Source organism: Pseudomonas sp. AD21 (genome assembly GCF_002878485.1).
Lineage (GTDB): Bacteria > Pseudomonadota > Gammaproteobacteria > Pseudomonadales > Pseudomonadaceae > Aquipseudomonas.
Genome location: NZ_NQYG01000001.1, coordinates 210937 through 237198, shown reverse-complemented (window position 1 = coordinate 237198; position 26262 = coordinate 210937). Strand labels below are relative to the sequence as shown.

27 protein-coding genes are annotated in these 26262 nt (G+C 59.9%); 21 read left to right on the top strand and 6 right to left on the bottom strand.

The genetic code is table 11. The features are described 5' to 3' along the window. Window positions 1–27 precede the first annotated feature (27 nt). The 7 genes from PseAD21_RS01090 to PseAD21_RS01060 all read left to right on the top strand — a co-directional run bounded on the left by PseAD21_RS01090 (window position 28) and on the right by PseAD21_RS01060 (window position 6742). The gene (locus PseAD21_RS01090) at window positions 28–540 is read left to right on the top strand and encodes a hypothetical protein (protein ID WP_146011249.1); all 513 of its coding nucleotides are present in this window, start codon (window positions 28–30) and stop codon (window positions 538–540) included. Beyond that, on the top strand, window positions 537–1475 hold the full coding sequence (locus PseAD21_RS01085) for a hypothetical protein (RefSeq protein ID WP_102354124.1): 939 nt from the start codon (window positions 537–539) through the stop codon (window positions 1473–1475). Before PseAD21_RS01090 ends, PseAD21_RS01085 begins: the two co-directional genes overlap by 4 nt. Window positions 1476–1552: 77 nt before the next feature. Next, a complete protein-coding gene (locus tag PseAD21_RS01080; RefSeq protein ID WP_102354123.1) occupies window positions 1553–2542 on the top strand; it encodes a 2-dehydro-3-deoxygalactonokinase in 990 nt (329 codons plus the stop codon). A gap of 19 nt (window positions 2543–2561) precedes the next feature. After that, on the top strand, window positions 2562–3182 hold the full coding sequence (locus tag PseAD21_RS01075) for a 2-dehydro-3-deoxy-6-phosphogalactonate aldolase (RefSeq protein ID WP_102354122.1): 621 nt from the start codon (window positions 2562–2564) through the stop codon (window positions 3180–3182). A gap of 62 nt (window positions 3183–3244) precedes the next feature. Continuing rightward, entirely contained in the window at window positions 3245–4393 is a 1149-nt protein-coding gene (gene dgoD / locus PseAD21_RS01070; protein ID WP_102354121.1) for a galactonate dehydratase, read from the top strand. 174 nt (window positions 4394–4567) lie between these two features. Continuing rightward, the gene (locus tag PseAD21_RS01065; RefSeq protein ID WP_102354120.1) at window positions 4568–5878 is read left to right on the top strand and encodes an MFS transporter; all 1311 of its coding nucleotides are present in this window, start codon (window positions 4568–4570) and stop codon (window positions 5876–5878) included. 60 nt (window positions 5879–5938) lie between these two features. Then, entirely contained in the window at window positions 5939–6742 is an 804-nt protein-coding gene (locus PseAD21_RS01060; protein WP_102354119.1) for an IclR family transcriptional regulator, read from the top strand. A 26-nt stretch (window positions 6743–6768) separates the two neighbouring features. Here the strand turns inward: PseAD21_RS01060 and PseAD21_RS01055 are convergent, their stop codons facing one another. Further along, complete coding sequence (locus PseAD21_RS01055; RefSeq protein WP_102354118.1) at window positions 6769–7821, bottom strand: NAD(P)-dependent alcohol dehydrogenase; 1053 nt, start codon at window positions 7819–7821, stop codon at window positions 6769–6771. A gap of 190 nt (window positions 7822–8011) precedes the next feature. Here PseAD21_RS01055 and PseAD21_RS01050 point away from each other — a divergent pair, with 190 nt between their 5' ends. Then, complete coding sequence (locus tag PseAD21_RS01050; protein ID WP_102354139.1) at window positions 8012–8902, top strand: AraC family transcriptional regulator; 891 nt, start codon at window positions 8012–8014, stop codon at window positions 8900–8902. A gap of 185 nt (window positions 8903–9087) precedes the next feature. On the opposite strand, the gene PseAD21_RS01045 is transcribed toward PseAD21_RS01050, so the two are convergent. Beyond that, window positions 9088–10752, bottom strand: coding sequence for an electron transfer flavoprotein-ubiquinone oxidoreductase (locus PseAD21_RS01045; protein WP_102354117.1), 1665 nt, complete (start codon window positions 10750–10752; stop codon window positions 9088–9090). A 525-nt stretch (window positions 10753–11277) separates the two neighbouring features. Between PseAD21_RS01045 and PseAD21_RS01035 the strand changes: the two genes are divergently transcribed. The 10 genes from PseAD21_RS01035 (at window position 11278) to PseAD21_RS00990 (ending at window position 20719) form a co-directional block, all read left to right on the top strand. Further along, window positions 11278–12027, top strand: coding sequence for an electron transfer flavoprotein subunit beta/FixA family protein (locus PseAD21_RS01035; protein WP_003226982.1), 750 nt, complete (start codon window positions 11278–11280; stop codon window positions 12025–12027). Then, window positions 12028–12957: an electron transfer flavoprotein subunit alpha/FixB family protein gene (locus PseAD21_RS01030; RefSeq protein WP_086794169.1), complete on the top strand. Its 930-nt coding sequence runs from the start codon at window positions 12028–12030 to the stop codon at window positions 12955–12957. It abuts the gene before it with no gap. A gap of 79 nt (window positions 12958–13036) precedes the next feature. Beyond that, window positions 13037–13858 (top strand): ABC transporter substrate-binding protein, encoded by an 822-nt coding sequence (locus PseAD21_RS01025; RefSeq protein WP_102354115.1) that lies wholly within the window; start codon window positions 13037–13039, stop codon window positions 13856–13858. 9 nt (window positions 13859–13867) lie between these two features. Continuing rightward, window positions 13868–14224 (top strand): DUF4398 domain-containing protein, encoded by a 357-nt coding sequence (locus tag PseAD21_RS01020; protein ID WP_174823771.1) that lies wholly within the window; start codon window positions 13868–13870, stop codon window positions 14222–14224. Next, window positions 14221–15033 carry an OmpA family protein gene (locus PseAD21_RS01015; protein ID WP_102354113.1) on the top strand — a complete coding sequence of 271 codons (813 nt, stop codon included), beginning with the start codon at window positions 14221–14223 and terminating at the stop codon, window positions 15031–15033. Before PseAD21_RS01020 ends, PseAD21_RS01015 begins: the two co-directional genes overlap by 4 nt. A gap of 201 nt (window positions 15034–15234) precedes the next feature. Further along, window positions 15235–16674 carry a PLP-dependent aminotransferase family protein gene (locus tag PseAD21_RS01010; protein WP_064588649.1) on the top strand — a complete coding sequence of 480 codons (1440 nt, stop codon included), beginning with the start codon at window positions 15235–15237 and terminating at the stop codon, window positions 16672–16674. A gap of 78 nt (window positions 16675–16752) precedes the next feature. After that, entirely contained in the window at window positions 16753–17247 is a 495-nt protein-coding gene (locus PseAD21_RS01005) for a translation initiation factor 2 (RefSeq protein ID WP_102354112.1), read from the top strand. Between the two features lie 165 nt (window positions 17248–17412). Then, window positions 17413–17667 (top strand): YkgJ family cysteine cluster protein, encoded by a 255-nt coding sequence (locus tag PseAD21_RS01000; protein WP_102354111.1) that lies wholly within the window; start codon window positions 17413–17415, stop codon window positions 17665–17667. Between the two features lie 41 nt (window positions 17668–17708). Continuing rightward, the gene (locus PseAD21_RS00995) at window positions 17709–18314 is read left to right on the top strand and encodes an START domain-containing protein (RefSeq protein ID WP_102354110.1); all 606 of its coding nucleotides are present in this window, start codon (window positions 17709–17711) and stop codon (window positions 18312–18314) included. A 311-nt stretch (window positions 18315–18625) separates the two neighbouring features. Then, entirely contained in the window at window positions 18626–20719 is a 2094-nt protein-coding gene (locus tag PseAD21_RS00990) for an LTA synthase family protein (protein ID WP_102354109.1), read from the top strand. A 55-nt stretch (window positions 20720–20774) separates the two neighbouring features. Here PseAD21_RS00990 and PseAD21_RS00985 read toward each other — a convergent pair whose 3' ends face one another. Continuing rightward, window positions 20775–20933: a DUF3309 family protein gene (locus PseAD21_RS00985; protein WP_169432680.1), complete on the bottom strand. Its 159-nt coding sequence runs from the start codon at window positions 20931–20933 to the stop codon at window positions 20775–20777. 301 nt (window positions 20934–21234) lie between these two features. Here PseAD21_RS00985 and PseAD21_RS00980 point away from each other — a divergent pair, with 301 nt between their 5' ends. From PseAD21_RS00980 to csrA, 3 genes are all read left to right on the top strand, one after another. Further along, window positions 21235–22050, top strand: coding sequence for an SDR family oxidoreductase (locus tag PseAD21_RS00980; protein ID WP_102354108.1), 816 nt, complete (start codon window positions 21235–21237; stop codon window positions 22048–22050). 63 nt (window positions 22051–22113) lie between these two features. Next, window positions 22114–22446: a YnfA family protein gene (locus tag PseAD21_RS00975; RefSeq protein ID WP_003226957.1), complete on the top strand. Its 333-nt coding sequence runs from the start codon at window positions 22114–22116 to the stop codon at window positions 22444–22446. A 146-nt stretch (window positions 22447–22592) separates the two neighbouring features. After that, window positions 22593–22778 carry a carbon storage regulator CsrA gene (csrA, locus tag PseAD21_RS00970; protein ID WP_102354107.1) on the top strand — a complete coding sequence of 62 codons (186 nt, stop codon included), beginning with the start codon at window positions 22593–22595 and terminating at the stop codon, window positions 22776–22778. 4 nt (window positions 22779–22782) lie between these two features. On the opposite strand, the gene PseAD21_RS00965 is transcribed toward csrA, so the two are convergent. From PseAD21_RS00965 to ngg, 3 genes are all read right to left on the bottom strand, one after another. Next, window positions 22783–23010, bottom strand: a complete 228-nt coding sequence (locus tag PseAD21_RS00965; RefSeq protein WP_003192759.1) for a YheU family protein — start codon at window positions 23008–23010, stop codon at window positions 22783–22785. A 175-nt stretch (window positions 23011–23185) separates the two neighbouring features. Continuing rightward, window positions 23186–24373, bottom strand: a complete 1188-nt coding sequence (locus tag PseAD21_RS00960) for an osmoprotectant NAGGN system M42 family peptidase (RefSeq protein ID WP_102354106.1) — start codon at window positions 24371–24373, stop codon at window positions 23186–23188. Window positions 24374–24514: 141 nt separating this feature from the next. Further along, the gene (gene ngg, locus PseAD21_RS00950; RefSeq protein WP_102354105.1) at window positions 24515–26260 is read right to left on the bottom strand and encodes an N-acetylglutaminylglutamine synthetase; all 1746 of its coding nucleotides are present in this window, start codon (window positions 26258–26260) and stop codon (window positions 24515–24517) included. Between the last annotated feature and the right edge of the window lie 2 nt (window positions 26261–26262).

The window sequence follows — 26262 nt, the reverse complement described above, 5'->3', positions numbered from 1 at the left end:
GAATGCATTTTGAGAAAATATATAGGTGTGAGTTTGTTGTTTCTGTGCAGTGCTTGCACGAAAACCCCGCCAGTGCCGCCCATAGATATACAGTTTGAGTCTGTAAGCTATGTACCTGGTTACGAACGTTTTAATGTCCGGTTTTCTTCGGATAAGGATTTGCTGAAATTCTTCGACGTCAATGCTGGTAGAAACCAGACCTATGAAGGGTTGGCCTGCTATCTGGGCGCAAAAGTGGAACTCTCTGAAAGGCAGGGTGAGTCAGACTATCTGGATGGCATGATGGTTGAAGTTGATCGCAAGGACTCACAGACCAGGTATCAGTACTCGGCGGAGCTGATTGCGGTTCATACCGACCATGAGTACGGCTCGAATACCTTCATTTCTTCGAAAGAGCTCTTGGGGTTGTTGAATTCTCACAATGCTTTGGCATGCCGGTTTTATGCCTCCGCTTATGGCTATGGGCGTTATTACTCAAGACCAATGGGCGTTCCAGCCTCCGATTTTGTTCGCGTTCTGACTATGGAGGAGGAACGTTGAACTTACGTATTTGCAAATGGCTGCTGTTGAGTAGTTTCTTGATGTGTTCGTCCTGCCTGCATCTCGACGTTCCACCTGCCCGGCTTGAATTTGTCTCGATCAATCACGCATTTTCTTCCTTGTACGATCTGCGTTTCACCTCTGACCGAAACCTCATCGATTTGTATGAAGTGCATGGACTGAGGGGCCAGATTGGAACCTCGATTCATTGCTCGTTGAAGGGTGACCTGAATTTTTCCGTCGAACATCAGATCGCTCTGGAAGCTTCGGGGACGGTCAGTGAAATGCGTTTGATCGAAGGCGACCGCCGGTATGAGATGTTTGCAAGGATCAACCTGAAGAATCACGCCCTCAACGACGGCCGGGAGTGGGTCAGGCCCGTTGAATTGGTGCAGATCCTCGAACCGCAGGAATACATTCCATGCAAGGTGGTGATCACCGCGTTTCCGTATGTCGCCTACTACTCAAGAGTCATGTACATCCCCACGTCGCGATTCATTGCCCAGTTGGAAAACCCTCGTGTGGCACCGTCGCGTGTCTCGCTTAAAACCTCTGACCAGCCGCGTTCATTGCTGCCACTTGCGTCGGTGTGCATCGTGCGTTGGCGCTATGAATTGGCAGCAGGATATGACCGGATCGACAGTCTCGGGCTATGCAGTGATTTGCCCTATGCCGGAATGTTGGCCTCCTTTGCGCCGAACAGGACGAAATTGCGGATTGTTTCAGAAGCAGAGAGAACGCCTGCGCCGCAGGCGGCATACATCATCATTCGAGGAGATGGACGTCAGGAGCCAGGCATAGCCGACGAACAGGGTCGTACGCATGAGGTGGGAGCGAGTGAGCATGAATCATTGAGCGTCATCCTCAAAAAGAACCTGGACCCTGTCGAGCGATGGACGCCTTGGATTGAGGGTATCCCAAAATATGGGATGTAAAATTACATATTGAGATTTCCCGCCTGAGAGGTCTATAGTCCAGCTCACTCACTGCCAATAACAAAACAGGTGAAGCGATGCTGGCGCAATTGATCGCGCTCGATTGGGGGACGACCTCCCTACGTGCTTACAAACTCGCGGCGGGCGGGCAGGTGCTGGCGCAGCGGTCGCTGTCGTTCGGGATCATGCAGTTGCCGAAGACGCCGCGAGTCATCAACGGTCGTGAATGCGCCGATGGTTTTGAATTGGCGTTCGACGAGGCGTGCGGCGACTGGCTCGATGCGCAACCCGATTTGCCGGTGATTGCCTGTGGCATGGTCGGCAGCGCTCAAGGCTGGCGCGAAGCGTCCTACCGCGATACGCCGGCCAACGTCGCCGATCTCGGAAAATCCCTGCAAACCGTTGGCAGTCTTCGCGGTGTCGATGTGCATATCGTACCGGGTGTGATTCAGCGTTCGGCGCTGCCGAACGTGATGCGCGGCGAAGAAACCCAGGTCCTCGGCGTCCTGCAGAATCTGCCGGTCGAGGCGGGCAATGATCTGTTGATCGGCCTGCCGGGCAGTCATTCGAAATGGGTGGAAGTGGCCGACGGCTGCATCACTCGCTTCGACACCTTCATGACCGGCGAAGTGTTCGCCGTGCTCAGTGAGCACAGCATTCTCGGCCGTACTCAACAGCACAGCAGGACGTTCGACGCCGAGGCATTCGATCGCGGCGTGCAGGTGGCGCAGTCGTCGGAAGGCGAGATCGGCGTGCTGTCGACCCTGTTCAGCGCCCGCAGCCTGGGCCTGACCGGTGAACTCGGCGCTACCGCGCAACCGGATTATCTGTCCGGCCTGCTGATCGGCCACGAGTTGGCAGCGTTAGCCACCGTGCAACGGCGCCGTCGCAACAGTGCACAGCTTCCTTCGATCATCCTCATCGGCAACACGCAGTTGTGCGCCCGCTACAGCCGTGCGCTCGACGCCTGCGGTTTCGCCCGGGTAACCCTGGCCGAGCAGGCCACCGAGCGTGGTCTGTGGCAACTAGCGCTGGCCGCAGGACTGATCGATTCCTCATTCCGTTAACCCTGACTGGAGGCCTGACATGCTCAAGCAAGCACTGGCGCAAAACGGTCTGATCGCGATCCTGCGTGGCCTGCATCCGCAGGAAGCCGCCGCTGTCGGAGAAGTCCTGTATACGGCCGGATTTCGCGTCATTGAAGTACCGCTCAACTCCCCTGCGCCGTACGAAAGTATCCGCATTCTGCGCACGACCTTGCCCGCCGATTGCCTGATCGGTGCCGGCACGGTGCTGACGCCGGAGCAGGTTGAGCGGGTGAAAGAAGCCGGCGGCCAAGTGATTGTCATGCCGCACAGTGATGCCAAGGTTTTACGCGCAGCAAAAGCGGCAGGGCTGTTTCTGTCGCCGGGTGTCGCCACGCCGACCGAAGCCTTCGCGGCGCTGGAGGAGGGCGCGGACATTCTCAAGCTGTTTCCGGCCGAGCAGATGGGCCCGGCAGTGGTCAAGGCCTGGCTGGCGGTGTTGCCAGCGGGGACGGTGCTGGCGCCGGTCGGCGGGATCACGCCGGACAACATGCAGGCGTTTATCGATGCCGGCGTGAAAGGTTTCGGCCTCGGTTCCGGGCTGTTCAAACCGGGCATGACGCCGGAGCAGGTGGCGGCGAATGCCAAGGCCTACGTGGCCGCGTGGAAGGCGCTTCGTTAAGACTTTTTTGGCGCTGCGTGCGCTGCATCTAATAAGAGCTGCATTTACAAAAGAGAGCAGAGATGAAAATCACCAAACTCACCACCTTCATCGTGCCGCCGCGCTGGTGCTTCCTCAAGGTCGAAACTGACGAAGGTGTGACCGGTTGGGGCGAGCCCGTGGTTGAAGGGCGCGCCCACACCGTCGCGGCTGCCGTCGAAGAATTGTCCGACTACCTGATCGGCAAAGACCCACGCAATATCGAAGACATCTGGACCGTGCTCTATCGCGGCGGTTTCTACCGTGGCGGCGCGATTCACATGAGCGCATTGGCCGGTATCGATCAGGCGCTGTGGGACATCAAGGGCAAGGCCCTCGGGGTGTCGGTGAGTGACCTGCTCGGTGGCCAGGTGCGTGACAAGATTCGCGTGTATTCGTGGATCGGCGGTGACCGTCCAGCCGACACCGCGCGTGCGGCTCAAGAGGCGGTGAGCCGTGGCTTCACGGCGGTGAAAATGAACGGCACCGAAGAGCTGCAGTTCCTCGATTCCTTCGAGAAAGTCGATCTGGCATTGGCCAACGTCGCCGCTGTGCGTGACGCGGTCGGGCCGAACGTCGGTATCGGTGTCGACTTTCATGGTCGGGTGCATAAACCGATGGCCAAGGTGCTGATGAAGGAACTCGATCCGTACAAGCTGATGTTCATCGAAGAACCGGTGCTCAGCGAAAACTACGAAGCACTGAAGGAACTGGCGCCGCTGACCAGCACGCCGATTGCCCTCGGTGAGCGGCTGTTCTCGCGTTGGGACTTTAAACGGGTGTTGAGCGAAGGTTACGTCGACATCATCCAGCCGGATGCCTCGCACGCCGGCGGCATCACTGAAACCCGCAAGATCGCCAACATGGCCGAAGCCTACGACGTGGCGCTGGCGCTGCATTGTCCGCTGGGGCCGATTGCGCTGGCGGCGTGTCTGCAACTCGACGCGGCCTGTTACAACGCGTTTATCCAGGAACAGAGCCTGGGCATCCATTACAACGAGAGCAACGACTTGCTCGACTACGTGAAGGATCCACGGGTGTTCGATTACGACAAAGGCTTCGTGAAGATCCCGAACGGGCCGGGGCTGGGCATCGAGATCAATGAGGAATACGTGATCGAACGCGCCGCCGTCGGCCACCGCTGGCGCAACCCGATCTGGCGCCATGCCGATGGCAGCTTCGCCGAGTGGTGAGTCCTGCCTGACACACCCGATGAGATCGCTCCCACGCTCTGCGTGGGAATGCCTCAATGGACGCTCTGCGTCCGCTTTTGGGACGCAGAGCGTCCCGGGCTGCATCCCCACGCGGAGCGTGGGAACGATCAGGCCATAGGCCGACCTCAATAATCATAAGAAGAGGCACTCCCCATGCCACCGCAAACCCTCACCGGGCAGGCGTCTTTAGTCACGCCCAGCCGCAAGCGGTTTTTCATCATGGTGTTGCTGTTCATCACCGTGGTCATCAACTACCTCGACCGCAGCAATCTGTCGATTGCCGCGCCCGCGCTGACCAGCGAGCTGGGCATCGATCCCGTTCACGTCGGGCTGATTTTCTCCGCGTTCGGCTGGACCTACGCCGCGATGCAGATCCCCGGCGGTTGGCTGGTAGATCGGGTGCCGCCGCGTATTCTGTACAGCGTCGCGCTGTTGCTGTGGTCGCTGGCCACGGTGATGCTCGGCTTTGCCGCGAGTTTCATCGCACTGTTTGTGCTGCGCATGGCGGTCGGCGCGCTGGAAGCTCCGGCTTATCCGATCAACAGCCGCGTGGTGACCACCTGGTTTCCCGAGCGCGAACGGGCCACGGCGATTGGTTTCTACACCTCCGGGCAGTTTGTCGGGCTGGCATTTCTGACCCCGGTGCTGGCCTGGCTGCAACATGAGTTCGGCTGGCACATGGTGTTTGTCGCCACCGGTGCGGCGGGGATTGTCTGGGCGGCGATCTGGTACGCGGTGTATCGCGAGCCGCGAGATTTCAAGGGCGCCAACGAAGGCGAAATCGAGCTGATTCGCGAGGGCGGCGGGTTGGTGGATATCCAGGCCGACACCGCCAAGGTCAAAGCCAGATTCAGCTGGACCGATCTGGGTATCGTCCTGACCAAACGCAAGTTGTGGGGCATCTACCTGGGCCAGTTCTGCCTGAACTCGACGCTGTGGTTTTTCCTGACGTGGTTCCCGACCTACCTGGTGAAATACCGTGGCATGGACTTCATCAAGTCCGGGCTACTGGCGTCGCTGCCGTTTCTCGCCGCGTTCATTGGCGTGCTGTGTTCGGGGTTCTTTTCCGACTTGCTGATTCGGCGTGGCTGCAGTGTGGGCTTTGCGCGCAAGTTGCCGATCATCGGCGGGCTGTTGATTTCCACCTCGATCATTGGCGCCAACTTTGTCGAGTCGACACCGCTGGTGATCGCCTTCCTGGCGCTGGCGTTTTTCGGCAACGGGCTGGCGTCGATCACCTGGTCGCTGGTCTCGACACTGGCGCCGGCGCGGTTGCTGGGGCTGACCGGCGGGGTGTTCAACTTCATCGGCAACCTGTCGGCAATTGCCACGCCGATCGTCATCGGTTTTCTCGCCAGCGGCGATTCGTTTGCCCCGGCGATCACCTATATCGCCGTGCTGGCCTTGATCGGTGCGTTGTCCTACGTGCTGTTGGTGGGCAAGGTCGAGCGTATCGAGTTGTAGTGGTCCACATCGGGCGACCATAATGCCGCCCGTTCCCTCGCTCAACGGTAAAGGCTGGATATGCAGGAAGACGCCCCGGAAAAAACCAAGGACGCCGCACCCACCGGCACCCAGACGCTGCTTCGCGGACTGGGTGTGGTGCAGGCGGTGGCCAGTGGCGCCCGCGATCTGAAAGAGATCGCCCGGCTGATCGGCACCACGCGCAGCACCACCCATCGTCTGGCCAGTTGCCTGGTGGACGAGCGCTACCTGCGCGTGGTGCCGCAAATCGGCTATCTGCTGGGGCCGAAGCTGATCGAGCTGGGGTTTCAGGCGCGCGAAGAGTTGCCGCTGGTGAGTCTGGCCGGGCCGTATCTGGACGAGTTGTCGGCCCTGACCGGCGACACCGTGCACTTGGGCATTCGTGAAGGCGACGAGGTCTTGTACCTGCTGAAGAATCCGGGGCGCAATGGCCCGGAAATGCGTTCGCGGGTCGGCCATCGCATGCCGCTGGCGCGCACCGGGATCGGCAAGGCCTTGATGCTCGACGATGCGCCGCAGGATTGGCAGCGGCTGTACGACATCAGCCTGCCGGCGGGTGGGAAAAGTCAGTTCTGGCCGCAGCATCCCCAACAGTCGTGGGAACAGCTTGAGCAGCGCATGACCGAGTACGTGGTTGGCGGCTACGCGTTCGATCTGGAAGACAATGAACCGTCGATCCGCTGCGTGGCGGCGCCGATTCGCGATGCGAGCAAGCGCATTGTGGCGGCGATCAGCATCGCCAGCACCGTGCCGTACATGCCGCTGGAAAAAATGGCCGAGCTGATCCCCCTGATCAAAGGGGTCACAGCCCGGCTGTCGGCGGAGCTTGGCTTGAAGGTATAAGCCTTGAAGGTACGAACCTTGAAGGATTAAAGCTTCAGCGTCGCCATGTCGATCACGAAGCGGTACTTCACGTCACCGGCGATCATGCGGGCGTAAGCCTCGTTGATCTGGCGGATGTCGAGCATTTCGATATCGCAGGTGATGTTGTGCTCGGCGCAGAAATCCAGCACTTCCTGGGTTTCGGCGATGCCCCCGATCAACGAACCGGCCAGCACCCGGCGGCCCAGCACCAGATTGGCAGCATGCACCGGCGGGGCGATCGGCTCGATCAGCCCGACCAGAATGTGCACGCCATCAAAGCGCAGGGTTTGCAGGTACGGGTTGAGGTCGTGCTGCACCGGAATGGTGTCGAGCAGGAAGTCGAATTGACCTGCGGCGGCGGCCATCTGTTCGGCATCGGTGGAGATGATCACATGGTCGGCGCCCTGACGGCGACCTTCCTCGGCTTTGCTCGCCGAGCGGGTGAACAGTGTGACTTCGGCGCCCATCGCTTTGGCGAACTTGATGCCCATGTGGCCAAGGCCACCCATGCCGAGAATCCCGACCTTGTCGCCAGCCTTGACCCCGTAGTGCTTGAGCGGCGAGTAGGTGGTGATGCCGGCACAAAGGATCGGCGCGGCGCTGGCCAGGTCGAGTTTCTCCGGGATGCGCACCACGAAGTGCTCGCTGACGACGATGCTGTCCGAGTAGCCGCCCATGGTGTTGCTGCCATCGACCCGGTCCGGGGTGGCGTAAGTCATGGTCGGGCCTTCGAGGCAGTATTGCTCGAGGCTCTGCTGGCAGGCAGCGCAGGTGCGGCAGGAGTCGACCATGCAGCCGACACCGACCAGATCGCCTACTTTATGTTGAGTGACGTTGGCACCGACGGCGGTGACTTTTCCGACGATCTCGTGGCCGGGCATCAGCGGATACACGGCGATGCCCCATTCGTTGCGCGCCTGGTGGATGTCGGAGTGGCAGACGCCGCAGTACAGGATCGCGATCGCCACGTCGTCAGCTCGAGGGCTGCGGCGTTCGAATTTCATCGGGGCGAGGGGGGTGGTGGCCGATTGGGCGGCATAACCGATAGCGGTGTACATGAGGAACCTCGCAGAAGCAGTGACAGGTGAGGTGGCGCATTCTGGGCGTCGTCCGCCGCTGCGGCCATGACGATTCCTCCGGCTCTCATGCCTAATCCTCCGGCATGCAGGTCTGGGCGAGCGCATTGGCAAAAGGATCTGCGATGATGCTTGCATGCCTTTTTCCGTGACTTTTTTGAAGACCCCTCCGATGCAGTTGACCCGCCACCTTGATGCCAATGCCACGCTGGTTTCGCTGATCGAACCGCTGGCGCTCCGCGACGGTTACAGCCAGACCGGGCTGCCCGGTGTGCAGGTGTTGCGCGCCAGTTGTGACGTCGCGCGTGGCCCGCACATTTATGAGCCGAGCCTGATGATCATCGCCCAGGGCAGCAAGCTGGCGTTCCTCGGTCCGCGCACTATGGAATATGGCGCCGGGCACTACCTGATTCAGGCGCTGCCGGTGCCATTCGAGTGCGAAACCTTTGCCTTGCCGGATGCGCCGTTGCTGGGGGTGTCGGTAGCGATCGACCGGGTGCTGCTCGGCGAGCTGGTACTGGCCATGGGGCTGGCGCCGGGGCGGCACATTCCGGCGCAGACCCCGGAGTCGATGACCTCGGTGGTGCTCGACGATGACATGCGCGGCTGCGTCGAACGCTTGTTACGCTGCCTGCACGATCCGCTGGAGCGGCAGATTCTCGGGCCGGCGCGGGTGCGTGAATTGTTGTTCACTGCGTTGCGCGGGCCGCAGGCCGATGTGTTGCGCGCGCTGGTCGAGCAGCAGGGACAGTTCGCCCGGGTTGCGGCGTCGATCAGTCATCTGCATGCGCATTACACCGAGCCGCTGAATGTCGAGACCCTGGCCAGTTGCGCCAACATGAGTGTTTCGACCTTCCACGAGCACTTCAAGCGCAGCACGTTGCTGTCGCCGGTGCAGTACCTGAAGCGCTTGCGGTTGCTCAAGGCGCAGACCTTGCTGATCGCCGAGGGGCTGGGCGTGGCGCAGGTCGCGCATCGGGTGGGGTATCAGAGCACGTCGCAGTTCAGTCGCGAGTACAAGCGCTACTTCGAGCGCAGCCCGGGTGACGAACGCGTTGCCTGAGTCTGCACAAATCCTTTGTAGGAGTGAGCCTGCTCGCGATAGCGGTGTGTCAGTCAACGATGATGCTGGCTGATACAACGCTATCGCGAGCAGGCTCACTCCTACAGTAGTTTTGTGGTGAAACAAAAAGCTATGAGCAACAAAAAGGCCCCCAATTCGGGAGCCTCGTTGTTCAGCTATACGACTTACATGTTCGGGTAAGTCGGGCCGCCGGCGCCTTCCGGCGTGACCCAGGTGATGTTCTGCGAAGGATCCTTGATGTCACAGGTCTTGCAGTGCACGCAGTTCTGAGCGTTGATCTGGAAGCGCTTCTCGCCGTCTTCCTTGGTGATCACTTCGTACACACCGGCCGGGCAGTAGCGCTGCGCCGGTTCGTCGTACAGCGGCAGGTTCTTGCTGATAGGGATGCTCGGGTCGGTCAGCTTCAGGTGGCAAGGCTGTTCTTCTTCGTGGTTGGTACCGGAGATGAACACTGAGCTCAGTTTGTCGAAGCTGAGCTTGCCGTCCGGCTTCGGATAGTCGATTTTCTTGCAGTCGGCCGCGAGCTTGAGGCAAGCGTAATCCGGCTTGGTGTCGTGCAGGGTGAACGGCAGTTTGCCGCCGAAGATGTTCTGGTCCAGCCAGTTGAAACCACCGCCGACGATCGCGCCGAACTTGTGGATCGCCGGGCCGAAGTTGCGGCTGGCGAACAGTTCGTCGTAGAGCCAGCTCTTTTTGAACGCGTCGACGTAGGACGTCAGCTCTTCAGTGCCGTCCTTTTCAGCGAACAGAGCGTCAGCTACCGATTCTGCGGCAAGCATGCCGGACTTCATCGCGGTGTGGCTGCCCTTGATCTTGGCGAAGTTCAGGGTGCCGAGGTCGCAGCCGATCAGCGCGCCGCCCTTGAAGACCATTTTCGGCAGCGAGTTCAGGCCACCTTTGCAGATTGCGCGAGCGCCGTAGCTGATGCGCTTGCCGCCTTCCAGGTACTGAGCCAGCACCGGGTGATGCTTGAGGCGCTGGAACTCGTCGAACGGCGACAGGTAAGTGTTGCTGTAGGACAGGTCAACGATCAGACCGACCACGACCTGGTTGTTTTCCAGGTGATAGAGGAACGAGCCACCAGTGTTCTCGGTGCCCATGATGTCCAGCGGCCAGCCGGCGGTGTGCACCACCAGGCCTGGCTGATGTTTGGCCGGGTCGATTTCCCAGATCTCTTTCAGGCCGATGCCGTAGTGCTGGGCGTCGGCATCGCTGTCGAGGTTGTAGCGCTTGATCAGTTGCTTGCCGATGTGGCCACGGCAGCCTTCGGCGAACAGCGTGTACTTGCCACGCAGTTCCATGCCCGGGGTGTACAGGCCTTCTTTCGGGTTGCCTTCACGGTCGACGCCCAGATCACCGGTGATGATCCCGCGCACGATGCCACTTTCGTCGATCAATGCTTCCTGAGCGGCGAAGCCCGGGTAGATTTCCACGCCCAGGTTCTCGGCCTGCTGAGCCAGCCAGCGGCACAGGTTACCCAGGGAAATAATGTAATTGCCTTCGTTGTGCATGGTCTTGGGCACAAAGAAGTCAGGGATTTTCTGCGCGCTTTCGGCGTTTTTCAGCACGAAAATATCGTCGCGGGTGACCGGAGTGTTCAGCGGGGCGCCGAGTTCTTTCCAGTCCGGGAACAGTTCGTTCAGAGCGCGTGGTTCGAATACGGCGCCGGAAAGGATGTGTGCGCCGACTTCGGAGCCTTTTTCGACCACGCAGACGCTGATTTCCTTACCGGCTTCGGCGGCCTTCTGCTTCAGACGGCAGGCGGCGGACAGGCCAGCGGGGCCGGCACCGACGATGACCACGTCGAATTCCATGTATTCGCGTTCCACAGGCTATCTCCTACTCAAGGCTCAACAGTTTTTTTTCTAATTTGGAGGTTCGGTGTCGCATCCGTTATTGCCTTTACGTTAACGTCAAGGGTAATAATGGGCAAACCACCTTTCTCTCTAGGCGGCGCATTATATCTACACCACTCCGAGCGTCCAATACAAACGTTTGTTTGAATTGGCTCCAGCCCAGAGAAATCAAAGAAGCGCGGCTTATGAACGACCATTTTGCCGTATTGACCGGAATAGGCGTTCCGGTCAAGATACGGGCGGTTTTGCGCTCGTCGTAGGCAGACTGGCGGTTTCAAGAGCACCTCTAAAGACAGGGCACAGGCAGTTGAAGGTGATGCGCAGCGCAGGTCCGGCGCGCAGTTTACACACCGTGCAGATCCATGACTTGTTGGTCACCACTGACGAACGGTCATCGCCCCCAGCCGGCGTTTTTAGAGGTGCCCTTGTGCCCGATGAGCATCAACCGCCAGGTTCGCCTAGGCGACTTTCTTTTCACCGGAGAGTAACGAGGAATCCATGAAGGTTCTTGTAGCTGTCAAACGCGTTGTGGATTACAACGTCAAGGTTCGCGTCAAGGCGGACAATTCCGGCGTCGATCTCGCCAACGTCAAGATGTCGATGAACCCGTTCTGCGAAATCGCAGTGGAAGAAGCCGTACGCCTGAAAGAGAAAGGTGTTGCGACTGAAATCGTCGTCGTCTCCATCGGCCCGTCCACCGCTCAGGAACAGCTGCGTACCGCACTGGCTCTGGGTGCCGACCGCGCCATCCTCGTCGAATCCGCTGAAGACCTGACTTCGCTGGCCGTGGCCAAGCTGCTCAAGGCTGTGGTCGACAAGGAACAGCCTCAGCTGGTGATCCTGGGCAAACAGGCTATCGACAGCGACAACAACCAGACCGGCCAGATGCTCGCTGCATTGAGCGGCTACGGTCAGGGCACTTTCGCCTCGAAAGTCGAAGTCTCCGGCGACAGCGTTGCCGTGACCCGCGAAATCGACGGCGGCGCGCAGACCGTTTCGCTGAAACTGCCGGCCATCGTCACCACCGACCTGCGTTTGAACGAGCCGCGCTACGCGTCCCTGCCAAACATCATGAAAGCCAAGAAGAAGCCTCTCGAAGTGCTGACTCCGGACGCTTTGGGCGTTTCCACCGCTTCCACCAACAAGACCCTGAAAGTCGAAGCGCCGGCTGCACGCAGCGCGGGCATCAAGGTCAAGTCGGTGGCTGAACTGGTCGAGAAACTGAAAAACGAAGCGAAGGTAATCTAAATGACTATCTTGGTTATTGCTGAACACGACAACAAAGTGCTGGCCCCGGCCACGCTGAACACTGTTGCTGCTGCTGCCAAAATCGGCGGCGACATCCACGTGCTGGTTGCAGGTCAAGGCGCTGGCGCCGTGGCTGAAGCTGCGGCAAAAATCGCTGGTGTGAGTAAAGTCCTGAATGCTGACAATGCCGCTTACGCGCATCAGCTGCCAGAAAACGTTGCTCCGCTGGTTGCTGAGCTGGGCAAGGGTTACAGCCACATCCTGGCTGCCGCCACTTCCAACGGCAAAAACATCCTGCCGCGCGTAGCCGCTGCACTGGACGTTGACCAGATCTCCGAGATCATCTCGGTGGAAAGCGCTGACACCTTCAAGCGCCCGATCTACGCCGGTAACGCCATCGCTACCGTGCAGTCGACTGCTCCAATCAAAGTGATCACCGTACGTGCCACCGGTTTCGACCCGGTTGCTGCTGAAGGTGGTTCGGCGGCTGTTGAAGCCGTTGCTGCTGCGCACGATGCCGGCACCTCCAGCTTCGTCAGCGAAGAACTGGCCAAGTCCGATCGTCCTGAACTGACCGCTGCCAAGATCGTCGTTTCCGGCGGCCGCGGCATGCAGAACGGCGACAACTTCAAACACCTGTACGCGCTGGCCGACAAGCTGGGCGCAGCCGTCGGTGCTTCGCGCGCCGCGGTCGACGCAGGTTTCGTTCCGAACGACATGCAGGTCGGTCAGACCGGCAAGATCGTTGCGCCTCAGCTGTACATCGCCGTCGGTATCTCCGGCGCGATTCAGCACCTGGCCGGCATGAAAGACTCCAAGGTGATCGTTGCGATCAACAAGGACGAAGAAGCGCCGATCTTCCAGGTGGCCGATTACGGCCTGGTGGCGGATCTGTTCGAAGCAGTCCCTGAGCTGGAGAAGCTGGTCTAATCCGGCGGCTTCACTTATAAAGAGCCCGGCCTTCTGGTCGGGCTTTTTTTTGTTTCGGATTTGAGTGGAGCGTGTTGCCATGGATCTGCGCCGCAGGTTGTTATTGGGATTGATCCTCTTGCCGGGGATGGCTGCGGCTGCCGGCAAATGCGAGCGCCTCGTCGTTACCGGCAGCCCGGACGCACCGCCGTACCTGTGGCAGGACCCGCAGAACCCTAAACAGTTGATCGGCGCCAGTGCCGACCTGTTGCAGCAAGTGGCCAAGGACCTCGGCATCAAGGTCGAGCTGCTTTACGCCGGCAAACGCGCGCAGGCCCTCGATGAGGTGCGCAGTGGGCGCATGGACATGCTGGCCGACACGCCGCTGATGTTCAACGAGCTGGAAAACCTCGACTACATCTATCCGCCACTGCTGGAAAACGACTACCTGGTGTGGACGCGCAAAGGCTCGACGCTGATCTACCGCGAAGCCAAAGACCTGCACGGGCACACTGGCGGGCTGTCGGAAAAGTCTCGAATGACTCACGAATTCGGTACTTTCGCCGAGCAGAATCTGACCCTGACGCGCACGGCAAACATCACTCAGACCTTTCAGAAACTTCTGCTGGGTGAAGTGGAATATGTACTCGCCGGGCGCTACTCGGGCATGGCTGCCGCGCAGGCATTGGGCATGGCCAATGACCTGCTGGCCTTCGAGCAACCGATCGACCGACCGGGCCTGTTCCTCGCGGTTTCGCACAACTCGGCCTGCAACGATCCGTGGTTGCGCGGACAGCTCGCTAAAAAGATGACAGAATTGCCCGCGTCCGGACTGACCGAAGCCGCGCTGCAACGCAACATCGAGCGCTGGAAGGCGCAGCAGCAACAGCCGCAGCCATCTGTCAGTGCCCCAAAACAGTAGGGATTCTTAGTGAGTATTCGACCTCTTTTCGCGGCCATGGCCGTTCTGGCCCTGGCCGGCTGCGCCAACGATCCGGCACCCAATGAACAAATGCGTCTGACCGAGCAGGCCATCGCCCAGGCCAAGGCCGTGGGTGCGACCGCCGATGAAATGCCGGAAATGAAACTGGCCGAAGACAAGTTCAACCGGGCCAAGGGCAACATGGCCGATGAGTCGTTCAAGAACGCGCGCATGCGTTCCGAGCAGGCCGAGCTGGATGCGCGTCTGGCCGAAGCCAAAGTGCTGACGCAAAAGAGCGAAGAGCAATTGAATGTGCTGAACACCCGCATCATCCGTCTGCGCAAGCAACTGGGAGATGCCCAATGAACCTCAAGTCAAAAGCCCTCGGCGGACTGATTCTGGCCGGTTGCGCGAGCCTCTACGGCTGCGCCGGCCAACACAGCGAAGCCGCCCTGCAGCAGGCCAGCAGCGACTTCCAGAAGGTCAAGGAAGACTCCAACGTGCTGCGCATCGCGCCGAAAGACGTGATCCGCGCGGGTGAGTCGCTGGCCCGGGCCGATCGGCTGTCGACCTATTGGGGCAGCGGCTGGGACGTTGCGCATTACGCTTACCTGAGCCAGCGCTACAGCGAAATCGCCCGCGAGCACACCACTCTGGTGCTCAACGAAGAGCGTGCGGCGAAGCTCGAGCTGGAACGCCAGCGCCTGCAACTGGCCCTTCGCGAGTCCAAACTGCTGAGCGTGCAGCAGCAGGGCAAGTGGCTCGAAGAGCAGATCGTCGCGCTGGCCACTACTCAGACCGATCGCGGCCTGGTGATGACCCTCGGCGATGTGCTGTTCGACACCGGCGAAGCGGAGCTGAAGAACTCGGCTAACCGCGTAGTGTTGAAAATTGTGCAGTTCCTGCAGCTCAACCCGAAACGCGTGGTGCGTATCGAGGGCTACACCGACAGCACCGGCGGCAAACAGGAAAACCTCAAGCTGTCGCGTGATCGCGCACAAGCGGTGGCCGATGTGCTGATGGACCTCGGCATCGAGGACAAGCGCATTCAGGTCGAAGGTTACGGCGACGAGTACCCGGTGGACGCCAACGCTTCCGAGCGCGGGCGGGCACAGAATCGTCGGGTGGAAATTGTGTTCTCCGACGAAAAAGGCCAGCTCGGCGCCGCCCGCTGAGGGCTGCGTCTCTGGAAAGCCCGGGCTGTCATGCAGCGCCGGGCTTTTTTACGTCTGTCGATTGGCGCGCAAATCCATACAGTTGTAGCTGACACCGCACTGTATGGTTGACTAAAGTGGCAACTGTCCCAGTACACTTCTAAACTGTTCCGGTATTGTTTCATACAAGAATAAAATGCCCGTGAAATCGAGTGCTGCGTCATGACCAATCTCTTGCTCTACCAACGTATTGCTCAACAACTGGCTGAAGACATCCGCCGTGGCGTCTATCAGCCCGGGGAACGCGTGCCGTCGGTGCGCAAGATGAGTTCGCAGCTCAATGTCAGCCATGCGACGGTGTTGCAGGCTTACGCCAATCTCGAAGACCAGGGCCTGATCCGTGCGCGGCCGCAGTCCGGTTACTACGTGCACCAGACACCGGCGCTGACGGCGCCGACGCCGGATATCGCCCGGGTCGAACGGCCAGGGCTGGTCACTCGCGCCAGCATCATTCAGCAAGTGTTGGTCGAATCGCGTCGCGAAGGCGTATTTCCCTTGGGCGCGGCGGTGCCGAGTGTCGAATATTTGCCGGTTCGCGCCCTGCATCAGCAATTGGCCAAAGTCACCCGTTTCCATAGCCCGCGGGCATTCAGTTACATGTTCAGCCCCGGTTTTGAACCGTTGCGCCGGCAAGTGGCTATCCGCATGCGCGACGCCGGCGTCGTGGTCGATCCGTCAGAAGTGGTGATTACCCACGGTTGTGTCGATGCGTTGCAGATGTCGTTGCGCGTGTTGACCCGTCCGGGTGACCTGATTGCCGCCGAGTCGCCGACCTATTACGGCTTGCTGCAACTGGCCGACCTGCTGGGCCTGAAAGTGATCGAGATTCCCAGCGATCCAGCCACCGGCATGAGCCTTGAGGCTTTGCAACTGGCCGCCAACCAATGGTCGATCAAGGCGCTGGTGCTGACCACGCGACTGAGTAATCCACTGGGCGGCACCATGCCCGAAGAGCGGCAGAAACAATTGCTGCGTCTGGCCTCGGACTTCGATATCCAGATTGTCGAAGATGACATCTATGGCGAATTGATGTTCGAACAGGGCCGCACCAAAGCCCTGAAAGCCTATGACCGGCTCGACCGGGTGATCTACTGCTCGAGCTTCTCCAAAACGTTGTCGCCGGGAGTGCGTGTCGGCTGGATGATTGCCGGCAAGTATCAGCAGGAAATCCAGCGCCTGCAGACGTTCACCACGCACTCGGCGTGCAGCGTGACGCAAATGGCGATAGCCGCTTATCTGGAAAATGGCGGTTATGACCGGCATTTACGGTACATCCGCCAGGAATACCGAAAAAACCTCAGCGCCTTCCAGCTGGCGGTGCAGCAGTACTTCCCCGAAGGCACGCAAATGACCCGGCCCACCGGCGGTTTCATCCTCTGGGTGAGTCTGCCGGGCAGGGTCAATACCCAGGAATTGCACGTGCGCGCATTGCAGCAGGGCATCAGCATCGCGCCGGGGCTGATCTTCAGTAATACCGAGCAGTTCAATCACTGTATCCGCCTCAATTGCGGCACACCGTGGAATCGCGAGGCGGAAAGGGCGCTGATGACCCTCGGTTTACTGGCGACTCAACTGTGCCAGGAAACTGCTGGCGGATTTTGAACGAGCGGTGCGTCGAGCTTGTCTTGTGACGCTCAACAAGCGAGCATATGGCCCTCTGCCGTTAGTGTTGTTGGGTTCATGAAAGCGATTTTTCCTGCCGCCTGGATTTTGCTTGGTGTGTTGACGATGGGCCACGTGCCCGGTGTCTTGGCAGCCGCCGTTCAGGAAAAAACCGCAACGTCTGCCCCGGTGAGCAAAGCGGTCGCCAGCAAAAAAGCCGCAGCAGATAAGAAAGCTCAGGATAAAAAGGCCCTGCAGAAGAAAACCGCCCCGGTGAAGAAACGGCCTCCGGTCGCTTCCAAGTCGAAACCGGCCAGTGAGGTGGTGAAAACCAGATTGCCTCCAGCCAAGCTGGACCTGAGCCTGCCCAAGGACATGGTCCAGCAGCTCAAACCGGCCGGTACCGTGCCGATGCCTAAACACGACGCGATCCTGCCGCAGATGTTTGGCGAGAAGAACAGCGGATTCCAGCTCAACGGCCGTCTGCTCAGCAACGAAATGCAGTTGCAACTGCGCAACGAAGAACGCCGCGAAGTCGAAGGCGCAGCGCTGGATTTCGAGTTCAAGCAGTAAATTCAATCGATCCGTGACCCGCAGACCAGACGCTTTGTCGGAGACTGGTCAGTCACATTCAGTTATCGGTAAAAACCCCGGTTCAGGGAATTTGAAACAACCGTTTTAGCGGTTACTCTGTCCGTGTCTCTTTAACACATTGCCCGTCGCGAGGACTTGCTCGTCATGAAATGCCGTGAAGGCTGTGGCGCTTGCTGTATTGCCCCTTCCATCAGTTCTGCCATTCCGGGCATGCCCAATGGCAAACCCGCCGGCGAACGTTGCGTGCAGCTGTCGGTCGAAAACCTGTGCAATATTTTCGGTCAACCGGAGCGTCCGGCGGTCTGTTCCGGCTTCGCGGCTGATGTCGAAGTCTGTGGCAGCAGCTCGGAAGAAGCGATCAAACTGATCGGCTGGTGGGAGCAGATGACAGCGGCGTGATGTGTCAAACGAACGGAACTTCAACAATAAGGAATAAGACTATGGGTTCGCTGCATCGTATCGCTGTGTTGTGTGGTTTGACGGCCGTGCTGGCCACTTCGGTTGCTCAGGCCGAGGACTGGAAAGTCGCCAAGGAGCAGGACGGGATCAAGGTCTCGCTGGCCGAAGTGCCGGGTTCCGATTACAAGTCCTATCAGGGTGTTGCCCTGATGAAGACCACCGTTGCCAAACTGCGTGCCTTGCAGGAAGACGTGTCCGCAGCTTGCGCCTGGATTCACGAGTGCAAGACCCAGAAGCTGCTCAAGCATGAAGGCGATCAGAGCTGGACCTACACCCAGTTCAATACGCCGTGGCCAGTGACTCCGCGTGATTCGGTGCTGCACATCACCACCGTTGAAGGTGCCGATGGCAGCCTGACCCGCAACCTCGAAGGCGTACCGAAGTACATTCCCGAAGAGAAAGGCTTTGTCCGTGTCGCCCAGGTCAAAGGTTTCTGGAAGTTCGTGCCCAAAGGTGATCAGGTCGAAGTGACTTATCAGGTACACACCGAGCCAGGCGGCAGCGTGCCGAGCATGATTGCCAACAAGTTTGTGGTCGACGCGCCGTTCAACACCCTTAAATCCCTGAAAGAACGCGCCGAGAAGTAATCCTCGCGCTTTGCGCAAAACGCCCCGATCGATTCGGGGCGTTTTTGTTTTGTCGCTATATTGTGTTTCCAGATATGCGTTGAACGAAATTTTCACAAAGCGTTCCAGACAATTCGCCCGCGCAATTCACGTCGTCCCTATGCGGCAGCCGGTATGAAAGAGTCGGGCAGTGGGGCAGTAATCAATGGCAATGCTGCCGTTGATCGTGCAACATTTGCGCACCGCGCACGCCCCGGGGCCTGGATAGGCCAATAGAGGGCATGGCGCAGCTGTATTTTGCAACTTCAACTTCCAATGGGTCCTAAAACGACATGGCAAACCCGGACGCCCTGAATCAGCAGCGATCTTCCACTCGCCTGCTGCAACCGACCGTCAAATCGCATCTGGCCTACACACTGTTGTGTGCCCTGGTCATGATGGTGATGTTTTCCGTGCTGCGCCTCGCGCTGCTGGTCTACAACCGCGAGATGATCCTCGACACCCCGGCTTCGACCTTCCTCGAAGCCTTCGCCAACGGCCTGCGTTTCGACCTGCGCCTGGTGGTCTACATCTGCGTTCCGCTGCTGCTGGCACTGTTCAGTGCGCGGGCGATGGCTGCTCGCGGCTTCTTCCGTCTGTGGCTGACCGTTGCATCCAGTATCGCGCTGTTCCTCGGCCTGATGGAAATGGACTTCTACCGCGAGTTTCACCAGCGCCTCAACGGCCTGGTGTTCCAGTACGTGAAGGAAGACCCGAAAACCGTAATGAGCATGCTCTGGTACGGTTTTCCGGTGGTGCGCTACCTGCTGGCGTGGGCCGTTGGCACTGTGATCCTGACCCTGGCCTTCAAGGGCGCCGACCGCGCGACCCGTCCACGCGGTCCGTTCAGTGGCGGCAACGTCGGCACCCGTCAGGTGGCGCCGTGGTACACCCGCCTCGCGGTGTTCGTGGTCTGCCTGCTGATCTGCGTGGTGGCTGCCCGTGGCACCCTGCGTCAGGGCCCGCCGCTGCGCTGGGGTGACGTGTACACCACCGAATCGAACTTCGCCAACCAGCTCGGCCTCAACGGCACACTGTCGCTGATTGCGGCCGCCAAGGACCGCATGGGCGAAGATCGCAACAACATCTGGAAAGCCACGCTGCCGCAGGAACAAGCGCAGAAAGTCGTGCGCGAGATGCTGGTGATGCCGGACGACAAACTGGTCGATGCCGACATCGCTGCCGTGCGTCGTGACTACACGCCACCTGCCGACAAGACCCTGCCGATCAAGAACGTGGTCGTGATCCTGATGGAAAGCATGGCCGGTCACTCGGTGGGCGCCCTGGGCGCGCCGGGCAACATCACGCCGTACCTCGACAAACTGTCGAAGGAAGGCCTGCTGTTCGACCGTTTCTTCTCCAATGGCACCCATACCCACCAGGGTATGTTCGCTACCATGGCGTGCTTCCCGAACCTGCCGGGTTTCGAATACCTGATGCAGACCCCGGAAGGCAGCCACAAGCTCTCCGGCCTGCCGCAACTGCTCAGCGCGCGCAAGTATGACGACGTCTACGTCTACAACGGTGACTTCGCCTGGGACAACCAGTCGGGCTTCTTCAGCAACCAGGGCATGACCAACTTCGTTGGCCGTAACGACTTCGTCAACCCGGTGTTCTCTGATCCGACCTGGGGCGTGTCCGACCAGGACATGTTCGACCGCGGTCTGGTGGAACTGAAGGCGCGGGAAAACGGCAAGCCGTTCTACGCGCTGCTGCAAACCCTGTCCAACCACACGCCGTACGCCTTGCCGACGCCATTGCCGGTCGAGCGCGTGACCGATCGCGGCACGCTCAACGAACACCTGACCGCCATGCGTTACGCCGACTGGGCACTGGGTCAGTTCTTCGAGAAGGCGCGCAAAGAGCCGTACTTCAAGGAAACCTTGTTCGTGATCGTCGGCGACCATGGTTTCGGCAACGAGCGTCAGATCACCGAAATGGACCTGGGCCGCTTCAACGTGCCGATGCTGATGATCGCACCGGGCATTCAGGAGAAGTTCGGTACCCGTGACCACACCGTGGGCACCCAGATCGACATCGTACCGACCATCATGGGCCGTCTCGGCGGCGAAGTGCGTCATCAGTGCTGGGGCCGCGACTTGCTCAACCTGCCGGCAGGCGACACCGGTTTCGGTGTGATCAAGCCGTCGGGCAGCGAGCAGACCACGGCCATCGTGACTGCCGACCAGATCCTGGTGCTGCCGAAAGAGAAGGAAATGGCGCCGAAGATCTATCAGTACCAACTGGGCGCGAACCCTTCTGCCGAGATCATTCCGGACGCCCCGCGTACCGCAGAATTGAAGCTCAAGCTTGAAGCGTTCCTGCAAACAGCGACCAAGAGCCTGATGGACAACACCGCCGGTGTGGTCAACGGCAAGCCAGACTGATAAACCGCTGCATGAAAAAGAGGCCCCTGAGGGCCTCTTTTTTTGTCTTGGGGTTTTATATCCTGCCCAGTAACAGCAAGACCAACAGCACCACCAATACCACGCCGATAATGCCCGACGGGCCATAACCCCAACTTCTGGAGTGCGGGAAGACCGGCAGACCACCGATCAGCAACAGGATCAGGATAATGATAAGAATTGTGCCCATGTCGATTTCCTTGTTGATAGTGTTCGAGAAGTCTTGGTATTCAAGGGCGACTGGAGATTAATTAAATCCAGACGGCTTACAAATTCCGACTGGCACGAATGACAGAAAATTCAAAGTTTTTTTAATGTATTTAGGCCGCAGGTTTATTTCCTTTTTCCCGCCTCGCAAGTTCAGAACTCTGTCGCTTCAAACGAATCCAACGCGCCACGGTTTGCCCCCACCATTCAGCAATCTGATGGAGCGTGGGTGGTCGCGGATCCTTCGCTACACTCCGCGCATCTCCTACGGAACAACAAGGCTGTCTGCTATGCAAAATCGCATGATGATCACTGGCGCGGGCTCAGGTTTAGGTCGCGAAATCGCGCTGCGCTGGGCCCGTGAAGGCTGGCAACTGGCCTTGTCCGACGTCAGCGAGCCTGGCCTGCAGGAAACCTTGAAGCAGGTGCGTGAGGCCGGTGGCGACGGTTTCACCCAGCGTTGCGATGTGCGCGACTACAGCCAGCTCACCGCGTTTGCCCAGGCCTGCGAAGTGAAGCTGGGCGGCATCGATGTCATCGTCAACAACGCGGGTGTGGCGTCCGGCGGGTTCTTCAGCGAACTGTCGCTGGAGGACTGGGACTGGCAGATCGCAATCAACCTGATGGGCGTGGTCAAGGGTTGCAAGGCGTTCCTGCCGCTGCTGGAGCAGAGCAAAGGCAAGATCATTAACATCGCCTCGATGGCGGCGTTGATGCAAGGCCCGGCCATGAGTAATTACAACGTGGCCAAGGCCGGTGTGGTGGCATTGTCCGAAAGCCTGCTGGTCGAACTGGCGCAACAGGAAGTTGGTGTGCATGTGGTCTGCCCGTCGTTCTTCCAGACCAACTTGCTCGATTCGTTCCGTGGCCCGACCCCGGCGATGAAAGCGCAGGTTGGCAAGTTGCTGGAAAGTTCGCCGATCAGCGCAGCCGACATTGCTGACTACATCTACCAGCAAGTGGCCGCCGGCGAGTTCATGACTCTGCCGCACGAGCAGGGGCGTATGGCCTGGGCGATCAAGCAGAAGAACCCGCAACTGATCTACAACGAAATGACCACCATGGCCGATAAAATGCGCGCCAAGACCAAACAAACCAACGGCTGAACTTGCCCAGTGGGTGTCGCGTCGTTAGGGTGGCCGCAATGGTCACCCTGTCGAGACGCATCAATGCTCAATTACCTGTGGTTCTTCCTCGCGGCGCTGTTTGAAATCGCCGGTTGTTTCGCTTTTTTCATGTGGCTGCGCCAGGGCAAAAGTGCCTTGTGGGTCATTCCGGCGCTGCTCAGCCTGACCCTGTTCGCCCTGTTGCTCACCCGTGTTGAAGCGGCTTACGCCGGTCGCGCCTATGCCGCGTATGGCGGGATCTACATCGTGGCGTCGATCGGCTGGCTGGCGGTGGTCGAGCGCGTGCGCCCGCTGGGTTCGGACTGGATCGGCGTGGCGCTGTGCGTGATCGGGGCGAGCGTGATTCTGTTCGGTCCGCGTTTTTCCGCCGCTTGAGACGAGACTGTTTAGCGATTTGCAGGAAATGTCTGACGGGCGCAGCGCTTTAGGGTGTAGGGCAAGACTGAATTGCTCGCCACGCATTGTCGAGCGGGCGCCGACCGCGCATCTTCAGGGCTGGCTAACCCTGAAGGACGAACTCCATGCTTGTACTCAGCCGTGTTGTGGGCGAGTTGATTTCCATCGGTGACGACATTTCCGTGCGCGTTTTGTCGGTCAACGGTTCCAGCGTGCGCTTTGGTGTCGAAGCACCGCAGAAGGTCAATGTGCACCGCTCTGAAGTCTACGAGCGGATTCAGCGCAAACAGGCCACTGAAAAAGTCCGCTGAAGTCTCAGTCGAACAGATGCTTGGGCACGTCATGTTTGAGCATCAATTGGCATTGCTCGCTTTCCGGGTCGAACACGATCAGTGCCTGGCCTTTGGTCAGTGCCTGGCGCACGCGCAGCACGCGGGTTTCCAACGGTGTGTCATCACCGTTGTCGGTGCCGTCGCGGGTGACGAAGTCCTCGATCAGACGGGTGAGGGTGTCGACTTCAAGAGCGTCGTAGGGGATCAGCATGGGCACCTCGGTTCAATCAATGTCGGGATGCTACGGCGATTGCCGGTTGGCTGCCAGTTTTTGCGTTGACCGCACCAGCCTCTTCGCGAGCAAGCCCGCTCCCACATGGGAACGCATTCCAACTGTGGGAGCGGGCTTGCTCGCGAAGAGGCCGGTACAGACAACAATTATCTATCTAGTCGGAACGCTGCCCGACCAGACTGTCCACCGGCGGCACCCGCGTATCGCTCTCCATCTGCGTGTCGTGTTCAATCTGATGACTGAAGCGATCCAGCGAAGCATTCGCCGGCGCTGCATCGCTGGCGAACACCGGCGGACTCAAAATGTAGGCGCCCAACAACCGGCTCAACGCCGCCAGACTGTCGATGTGCGTGCGCTCATAGCCATGGGTTGCATCACAACCAAACGCCAGCAGCGCCGTACGAATATCGTGCCCGGCGGTCACCGCCGAGTGCGCATCGCTGAAGTAGTAGCGGAACAGGTCACGGCGCACCGGCAGCTCGTTTTCACTGGCCAGGCGCAGTAAATGCCGCGACAGGTGATAGTCGTAAGGCCCGCCGGAATCCTGCATCGCCACGCTCACTGCGTGTTCGCTGGAATGTTGGCCCGGCGCGACCGGTGCAATGTCGATGCCGACGAACTCGCTGACATCCCACGGCAAGGCCGCCGCTGCGCCGCTACCGGTTTCTTCGGTGATGGTGAACAGCGGATGGCAGTCGATCATCAATTCCTGACCGCTGTCGACGATGGCTTTGAGCGAGGCGAGCAACGCCGCGACCCCTGCCTTGTCATCCAGGTGACGGGCGCTGATATGACCGCTGTCGGTGAACTCCGGCAGCGGGTCGAACGCCACCACATCGCCGACGCTGATGCCCAGTGAGTCGCAATCGGCCTTGGTTGCGCAGTACGCGTCCAGGCGCAATTCGACGTGATCCCAACTGATCGGCATCTCGTCCACAGCGGTATTGAACGCGTGCCCGGAAGCCATCAGCGGCAGCACGCTGCCGCGAATCACGCCGTTGTCGGTGAACAGGCTGACCCGGCTGCCCTCGGCAAACCGGCTCGACCAGCAGCCGACCGGGGCCAGAGTCAGGCGGCCGTTGTCCTTCACCGCACGCACGGCGGCACCGATGGTGTCCAGGTGCGCGGAGACGGCGCGGTCGGGGCTGTTCTTCTTGCCCTTGAGGGTGGCGCGGATCGTGCCGCGACGGGTCATTTCGAAGGGAATGCCGAGTTCCTCCAGACGCTCGGCGACGTAGCGCACGATGGTGTCGGTGAACCCGGTGGGGCTGGGAATGGCGAGCATTTCCAGGAGGACTTTCTGCAGGTAGTTCAGATCCGGTTCGGGGATTTGCGTGGTCATGGAAACTCCTGATGGGTTGAGCACTGATCGTTCCCACGCTCTGCGTGGGAATGCAGCCAGGGACGCTCTGCGTCCCAAGAGCGGACGCAGAGCGTCCAGTGAGGCGTTCCCACGCAGAGCGTGGGAACGATCAGGAAAGGGTTAAATGGCCGGCTGACTGTGCGGAAACAACAAATCGACAAACCGCTCTGCCGTCGGCTGCGGTTCGTGGTTGGCCAGTCCCGCGCGTTCGTTGGCTTCGATAAACACGTACTCCGGCTGATCCGCCGCCGGCACCATCAAGTCGAGGCCAACCATCGGAATGTCCAGCGCCCGCGCCGCCCGTACGGCGGCATCGACCAGGGTCGGATGCAGAATCGCCGTGACGTCCTCCAGCGTGCCGCCGGTGTGCAGATTGGCGGTGCGGCGCACGAACAGATGCTCGCCGGCCGGCAGGATGCTGCTGTAGTCATACCCGGCCGCGTGCAGGGTGCGCTGGGTTTCCTGATCCAGTGGGATCTTGCTCTCGCCACCAGTGGCAGCTTGCCGGCGTCGGCTCTGGGCCTCGATCAGCGCGCCAATCGAATGGTGCCCGTCGCCGACCACTTCAGCGGGACGGCGAATCGCCGCCGCTACCACCTCAAAACCGATCACCAGAATTCGCAGGTCCAGCCCTTCGTGGAAACTTTCAAGCAGCACACGGCTGTCAAAATGTTTGGCGGACTCGATGGCCTGCTGCACCTCCTCGATGCTCTGCAGATCCACCGCCACACCTTGACCCTGTTCACCATCCAGTGGCTTGACCACCACCCGCTGATGCTCGTCGAGAAACGCCAGGTTGTCGTCGGCATTGCCTGCCAATTGCTGCGAGGGCAGCTTGAGGCCGGCGGCCTTCAACACTTTGTGGGTCAGGCTTTTGTCCTGACACAAACTCATGCTGATCGCACTGGTCAGGTCGCTCAGCGATTCGCGGCAACGCACCCGACGCCCGCCGTGACTGAGGGTGAACAGCCCGGCATCGGCGTCATCCACTTGCACATCGATGCCACGGCGATGCGCTTCTTCGACAATGATCCGTGCATACGGATTGAACTGCGCCTCCGGCCCCGGGCCGAGGAACAAAGGTTGGTTGATGCCGTTCTTGCGCTTGATGGCGAAGGTCGAGAGGTTGCGAAAACCGAGCTTGGCGTAGAGGTTCTTCGCCTGACGGTTGTCGTGCAGCACCGACAGGTCCAGATAGCTCAGACCGCGGCTCATGAAGTGCTCGATCAAGTGCCGCACCAGGACTTCACCGACACCGGGGCGCGAGCATTGCGGATCGACCGCCAGGCACCACAGGCTGCTACCGTGTTCCGGGTCATTGAACGCTTTCTGATGATTGAGGCCCATGACGCTGCCGATCACCGCGCCGCTGTCTTCGTCTTCGGCCAGCCAGTACACCGGGCCACCCTGATGATGCGGGGTCAGCCGCGTGGCGTCGATCGGCAGCATGCCCCGAGCTTGATACAACTGATTGACGGCCTGCCAGTCCGCTTCGCTCTGCGCCCGGCGAATCCGGAAGCCGCGAAACACCCGGGTGGCCTGTCGGTAATCGCTGAACCACAGGCGCAGGGTGTCGGACGGATCGAGAAACAACTGAGCCGGTTCCAGGCCCAGAATCTGTTGCGGCGCGGCGACGTACAGGGCGATATCGCGCTCGCCGGGCTGCTCGTTGAGCAGTTCCTGCGCAAGCGTCGCCGGGTCAGGAAAGGTGTGGCCGATCAGCAGCCGGCCCCAACCGCAATGCACGGCGATGGGGTCGGCGCCGAGTTCGCTGCCGTCTTCGGCCAGACGCGCCTGCAAGCGTTCATACGACGGTGTCTGACCGCGCAACAGGCGTTGGCTGATAGCCGTGGCGTGAGGTTTCATCG

What these genes read in the sequence shown, in the direction of transcription:
- PseAD21_RS01000 (WP_102354111.1), top strand. Translation starts at nt 17,413, where the DNA reads ATGAAATGCCGTGAAGGCTGTGGCGCTTGCTGTATTGCCCCTTCCATC.
- PseAD21_RS01055 (WP_102354118.1), bottom strand. Translation starts at nt 7,821, where the DNA reads ATGTACACCGCTATCGGTTATGCCGCCCAATCGGCCACCACCCCCCTC.
- PseAD21_RS00960 (WP_102354106.1), bottom strand. Translation starts at nt 24,373, where the DNA reads ATGACCACGCAAATCCCCGAACCGGATCTGAACTACCTGCAGAAAGTC.
- PseAD21_RS01005 (WP_102354112.1), top strand. Translation starts at nt 16,753, where the DNA reads ATGAAAGCGATTTTTCCTGCCGCCTGGATTTTGCTTGGTGTGTTGACG.
- PseAD21_RS01080 (WP_102354123.1), top strand. Translation starts at nt 1,553, where the DNA reads ATGCTGGCGCAATTGATCGCGCTCGATTGGGGGACGACCTCCCTACGT.
- PseAD21_RS01015 (WP_102354113.1), top strand. Translation starts at nt 14,221, where the DNA reads ATGAACCTCAAGTCAAAAGCCCTCGGCGGACTGATTCTGGCCGGTTGC.
- PseAD21_RS00965 (WP_003192759.1), bottom strand. Translation starts at nt 23,010, where the DNA reads ATGCTGATCCCCTACGACGCTCTTGAAGTCGACACCCTCACCCGTCTG.
- PseAD21_RS00995 (WP_102354110.1), top strand. Translation starts at nt 17,709, where the DNA reads ATGGGTTCGCTGCATCGTATCGCTGTGTTGTGTGGTTTGACGGCCGTG.
- PseAD21_RS01025 (WP_102354115.1), top strand. Translation starts at nt 13,037, where the DNA reads ATGGATCTGCGCCGCAGGTTGTTATTGGGATTGATCCTCTTGCCGGGG.
- csrA (WP_102354107.1), top strand. Translation starts at nt 22,593, where the DNA reads ATGCTTGTACTCAGCCGTGTTGTGGGCGAGTTGATTTCCATCGGTGAC.
- PseAD21_RS01075 (WP_102354122.1), top strand. Translation starts at nt 2,562, where the DNA reads ATGCTCAAGCAAGCACTGGCGCAAAACGGTCTGATCGCGATCCTGCGT.
- PseAD21_RS00975 (WP_003226957.1), top strand. Translation starts at nt 22,114, where the DNA reads ATGCTCAATTACCTGTGGTTCTTCCTCGCGGCGCTGTTTGAAATCGCC.
- PseAD21_RS00990 (WP_102354109.1), top strand. Translation starts at nt 18,626, where the DNA reads ATGGCAAACCCGGACGCCCTGAATCAGCAGCGATCTTCCACTCGCCTG.
- PseAD21_RS01065 (WP_102354120.1), top strand. Translation starts at nt 4,568, where the DNA reads ATGCCACCGCAAACCCTCACCGGGCAGGCGTCTTTAGTCACGCCCAGC.
- dgoD (WP_102354121.1), top strand. Translation starts at nt 3,245, where the DNA reads ATGAAAATCACCAAACTCACCACCTTCATCGTGCCGCCGCGCTGGTGC.
- PseAD21_RS01030 (WP_086794169.1), top strand. Translation starts at nt 12,028, where the DNA reads ATGACTATCTTGGTTATTGCTGAACACGACAACAAAGTGCTGGCCCCG.
- ngg (WP_102354105.1), bottom strand. Translation starts at nt 26,260, where the DNA reads ATGAAACCTCACGCCACGGCTATCAGCCAACGCCTGTTGCGCGGTCAG.
- PseAD21_RS01060 (WP_102354119.1), top strand. Translation starts at nt 5,939, where the DNA reads ATGCAGGAAGACGCCCCGGAAAAAACCAAGGACGCCGCACCCACCGGC.
- PseAD21_RS01035 (WP_003226982.1), top strand. Translation starts at nt 11,278, where the DNA reads ATGAAGGTTCTTGTAGCTGTCAAACGCGTTGTGGATTACAACGTCAAG.
- PseAD21_RS00980 (WP_102354108.1), top strand. Translation starts at nt 21,235, where the DNA reads ATGCAAAATCGCATGATGATCACTGGCGCGGGCTCAGGTTTAGGTCGC.
- PseAD21_RS01050 (WP_102354139.1), top strand. Translation starts at nt 8,012, where the DNA reads ATGCAGTTGACCCGCCACCTTGATGCCAATGCCACGCTGGTTTCGCTG.
- PseAD21_RS01010 (WP_064588649.1), top strand. Translation starts at nt 15,235, where the DNA reads ATGACCAATCTCTTGCTCTACCAACGTATTGCTCAACAACTGGCTGAA.